Genomic DNA, 3,921 nt, shown 5'->3' with positions numbered 1-3,921 from the left:
GCTTAGGCTTATATACTAACTTTTGTACATTATATTATATACAGTTCATTATAATAAACAACAAAACGGAGGGACAAACTTTGAAAGCACCTATTCTTTCATATTTCATCTTATTTTTCGGCGTGTTCGCCTTATCAACTTCAGCAATCTTCGTAAAAATAGCAGATGCCCCTGCAGCAATCACTGCTTTTTATCGATTATTGTTTGCTACGGTAATTCTTTTACCGTTTCTAATATTTAATACAAACAATCGAAGCGAACTTCGCTCATTATCAAAAAAGCAATGGGGATTTGGACTCTTATCTGGATTATTTCTAGCAACTCATTATGTCCTATGGTTTGAATCATTACAGTATACTTCTGTAGCAAGTTCTACAGTTATCGTAACGTTGCAACCTTTATTTTCAATGGTCGGTGGTTATTTTTTATTTAAGGAACGGTTTACGAAAGGTGCGATTATAGGCTGCCTTATTGCAATTTCAGGAAGTATCGTGATTGGGTGGCAAGATTTTCAAATTAGTGGCGAGGCTTTATACGGCGATATTTTAGCTTTTATTGCTGCTGGCGTCATAACAGCTTACTTTTTCATTAGTCAACATGTTCGTAAAGACCTATCCCTAATACCGTACTCGGTAATTAGTTATGGTAGTAGTTCACTCTTTCTCGGTATATTTGCTTACACACAGCAGTCATCTTTCTTCAATTACACTGCACAAACATGGTGGTCCTTTATAGGTCTTGCATTCATTGCAACGATTTTAGGACAAACAATTTTCAATTGGTTATTAAAATGGATGAGTGCTACGGTTATCTCGATGAGTATTTTGGGAGAAACAATTGGAACTTGTATGCTAGCCTATTTCATTTTAGATGAAACAATTTCTTTACAGCAAGGACTAGGAATTCTACTTATTTTCATTGGATTAGCATCATTTTTATTACAACCGAAACAATCAAATCACAATTTATAAACAAGAAAAGCATGGCATTAGTTTGCCATGCTTTTCTTGTTTATTTATTATTGTGGGGATTGTTCCACCTGCTTTTGCTTTAGCCTTTGCTCCAATACATGAATCATGAAGAGGAAATGCTCTGCTTCTCTTGTAACGTGATCAGCAAGCAATGGATTAATAACACTTCGAATTTGGCATGTTTGAATTAATTCTAATCCTGCTTTCTTGAAATTCCTTAACTCAACAGTGGCGTTTTCACTATCTTTATTCATTTTCCCTATAATTGGATATGTCGGTTCTTTTTGATATAACATTGATTCAACATCTCTAGCTTGGTTAAGCAGAATTTCGAAATCATCACCGAATTTCAACGCTGTATGAACAAGATTTCTTTCCGATTGATCCAATAATGATCCAATAAAACGTGAGTGTTCCATCATAATACGCAGCCAGAAAACATTCTCACTAATAATCGCATCTTGAATAGGATCCATTTTTCCTTCGTTAAACTTTTGAAGTGTCCGCATAAAATATTCTGCTTCTCGTGCAACATGATCCACTAAAAGTGGGAAATTAAACCCTTTCACTTTACAATTGATGATTAAAATTAGTAAATTTCTTTTATAATTACGAAAAGCATACACTAACTGAATGCTCTCTTCATTTAATTGCCTAACTGCTTGAACAGTTTGCGGAATAGTAAATGCTTTTTGCAGCTGCCTATCAAACTGATTATAAAATTGTTCTACCTGCTGAATTAAATTTTTATCGTTACGGTTAAATCCCTCACCAAGAAACAAAGCATGCTCTTTCATAATACGTAACCAAAATCTATTTTCAGTTATAGATCGTTCAATAAATAATTGTTCTGTTAATGATTCAGGTGGAGCTGCTTTCAATTCCGGTGGCAACAGCATAGCCCGCTGTGGGTCCATAATAAAATGTCCAGGAATAGGTTGGTCTGTCGACATTACAATCACTCCTTGTTCCTTGAATGCGCAATTATGCTATGTATGAAAATAAATAAAATTTAAATATACTTATGCGATGGTTTTTTCAAGGTTTTTGAATTTTCCACATATGCATTCCCCTTGCACATAGAAATAGATTCTATTAAGTCATATGTTTTCCGGATCAAGATGATTCCTAATGCTTCCCCCGTTAAAACATCCGTTAAATAAAAATTGCTCTTTATTTTTAACAAACTAAAAAAGCATGGCGTCCTTTTGCCATACTTTTTTCAAAACAAATCGATATTTCTGTTCAATTTACCCCTCTATTTATTATGTACAATCAAACCATTTGGTCTAAAACGACTCATCATGATTTCGTTAACAAATTTCCCATGAGCCTTCAAATTCCCAACCTTTACACCCTCTTCGATAAATCCAAATTTTTCATATAATACTTTGGCTCTAGGATTCGTTTCTAATACACCAAGCTCCACTCGCTCTAACATTAGCCAATTATCAGCTAAATCAAGCATTTTTGTAAGAAGTGCTTTTCCAATTCCCTTATTGTGATATTCACTATCTACTCCGATGAATAAATCACCCGAGTGAGATCTTCGTCCTGGACTTTGGGTTAAACCGACAAATCCAACAACTTCTCCATCATATTCTGCTACAAATTCAAATTGATTCTGTGCTAAATTTCGAATTCTATTCTCCATTGCATCTACACGCATACTAGGTAGGAAAACCATATATGGTAAAACATCATCTTGAATGCATATACGATGAATTGCTCTAGCATCCTGTGTTTCTACTGCTCTAACGTTAATCCCCATCTTTCTCCCCTCCATTCAATTATCATATTCTAATATCCAATATTAAAATCCTGCCTACCCTTATTTCTTTGTGTTATTTTTATATAATTATTTCGATATAATATTCATTTTTTGAACATCATCTCTTATATTCCTCTCGTTCAAAATAAAAAAAACACTTAGAAGATACTAAGTGTTTTTTTGTTTAATTTTTCGCCCGATTATACAACTCAAGCAGTTCTTCTACTGGAATACCGTTTATTTTCATACCAGTTATATTACAATTTTCTATCTCAACGTTTTTAAGATTACTGTTACTTATTGTACATCCTTCCAAATCACATCTATCAAATAAAATAGGTTCCTTTTCCGCTCCAAGATTTGTATTCTTGAATTGAACTCCACCTAAAGTCACCAAATTAAATTTACTGCCCGAAAGATTTAAATCTGCATATGAGGAGTTCCTTAAATTTATATTTTTAAACTTTGATTGACTTAAATTACAATTACTCATATTAATATTCATTACATTGCTATAAACAAATGAGCTATCTTTTAAATTCACTTGATAATACTCTGAATTTGCCAAATTACAGTTTTCATATCGCCCAGTTTTCATATCATTATTATTAACTAAGTTCTCTTCGCTTGAAGCTGTCTTTATTCTCTTCACATAACAATATTCATCTTCCGTTTCAAAAATCGTTTCAAAGCCCATTTTTTTATAAAAATGATGATTATTAATTTGTCTACTAGACGTCTCAAGATCCCAAATTCTTACGCTTGGAAACTCTTCTTCTATAAAATCAATAACCTGTGCTCCAATTCCTATTCCTTGATGTTTAGGTTCTACAAATATACGATCAATTCTACCGTAAGACTTACCAGAAATCGTAACTATAATTCCACCGACAATTTCTTCGTCCATTATCACTTTAAAATAATCCAATTCTTCGATCGAATACATAGTCATCTCAATTGAAGAATATCCTGGTGGTTGAATGTTATAATCTATTACACCCTCTTGGCCACATAGCCATTGTTTTGCTTCTTCATCGAATGTTCTTTTCATTATTTCTGTCAACTTTTCGGCATCTAAGATTGTAGCTTTTTCAATAAATATCATAGCCATTTTGAATCCCCCTTAATATCATCTAGAAATAATTATAAAATAAAGAACATTAAAATAAAACATTTAAT

4 protein-coding genes are annotated in these 3,921 nt (G+C 32.9%); 1 reads left to right on the top strand and 3 read right to left on the bottom strand.

Annotated features, from left to right (window positions below):
* Positions 1 to 80: 80 nt before the first annotated feature.
* Positions 81 to 971 (top strand): DMT family transporter, encoded by an 891-nt coding sequence (locus AB3X48_RS18810; protein WP_016104827.1) that lies wholly within the window; start codon positions 81 to 83, stop codon positions 969 to 971.
* Positions 972 to 1,018: 47 nt separating this feature from the next.
* Here AB3X48_RS18810 and AB3X48_RS18805 read toward each other — a convergent pair whose 3' ends face one another.
* The 3 genes from AB3X48_RS18805 to AB3X48_RS18795 all read right to left on the bottom strand — a co-directional run bounded on the left by AB3X48_RS18805 (position 1,019) and on the right by AB3X48_RS18795 (position 3,853).
* Positions 1,019 to 1,924 carry a DUF2935 domain-containing protein gene (locus AB3X48_RS18805; protein WP_002109881.1) on the bottom strand — a complete coding sequence of 302 codons (906 nt, stop codon included), beginning with the start codon at positions 1,922 to 1,924 and terminating at the stop codon, positions 1,019 to 1,021.
* A gap of 305 nt (positions 1,925 to 2,229) precedes the next feature.
* The gene (locus tag AB3X48_RS18800; protein WP_002157865.1) at positions 2,230 to 2,742 is read right to left on the bottom strand and encodes a GNAT family N-acetyltransferase; all 513 of its coding nucleotides are present in this window, start codon (positions 2,740 to 2,742) and stop codon (positions 2,230 to 2,232) included.
* Positions 2,743 to 2,926: 184 nt separating this feature from the next.
* Entirely contained in the window at positions 2,927 to 3,853 is a 927-nt protein-coding gene (locus AB3X48_RS18795) for a GNAT family N-acetyltransferase (protein WP_367959808.1), read from the bottom strand.
* Positions 3,854 to 3,921: the final 68 nt, after the last annotated feature.

The sequence above is a fragment of the Bacillus sp. S4 genome (assembly GCF_040838205.1).
Lineage (GTDB): Bacteria > Bacillota > Bacilli > Bacillales > Bacillaceae_G > Bacillus_A > Bacillus_A cereus_U.
The sequence above is the reverse complement of the archived record's forward strand: the minus strand, read 5'-3'. Positions and strand labels throughout refer to the sequence as shown.

Excerpts from the sequence above, each read along its gene's own strand:
- AB3X48_RS18805 (WP_002109881.1), bottom strand. The coding sequence starts at position 1,924 with ATGTCGACAGACCAACCTATTCCTGGACATTTTATTATGGACCCACAG.
- AB3X48_RS18800 (WP_002157865.1), bottom strand. The coding sequence starts at position 2,742 with ATGGGGATTAACGTTAGAGCAGTAGAAACACAGGATGCTAGAGCAATT.
- AB3X48_RS18795 (WP_367959808.1), bottom strand. The coding sequence starts at position 3,853 with ATGGCTATGATATTTATTGAAAAAGCTACAATCTTAGATGCCGAAAAG.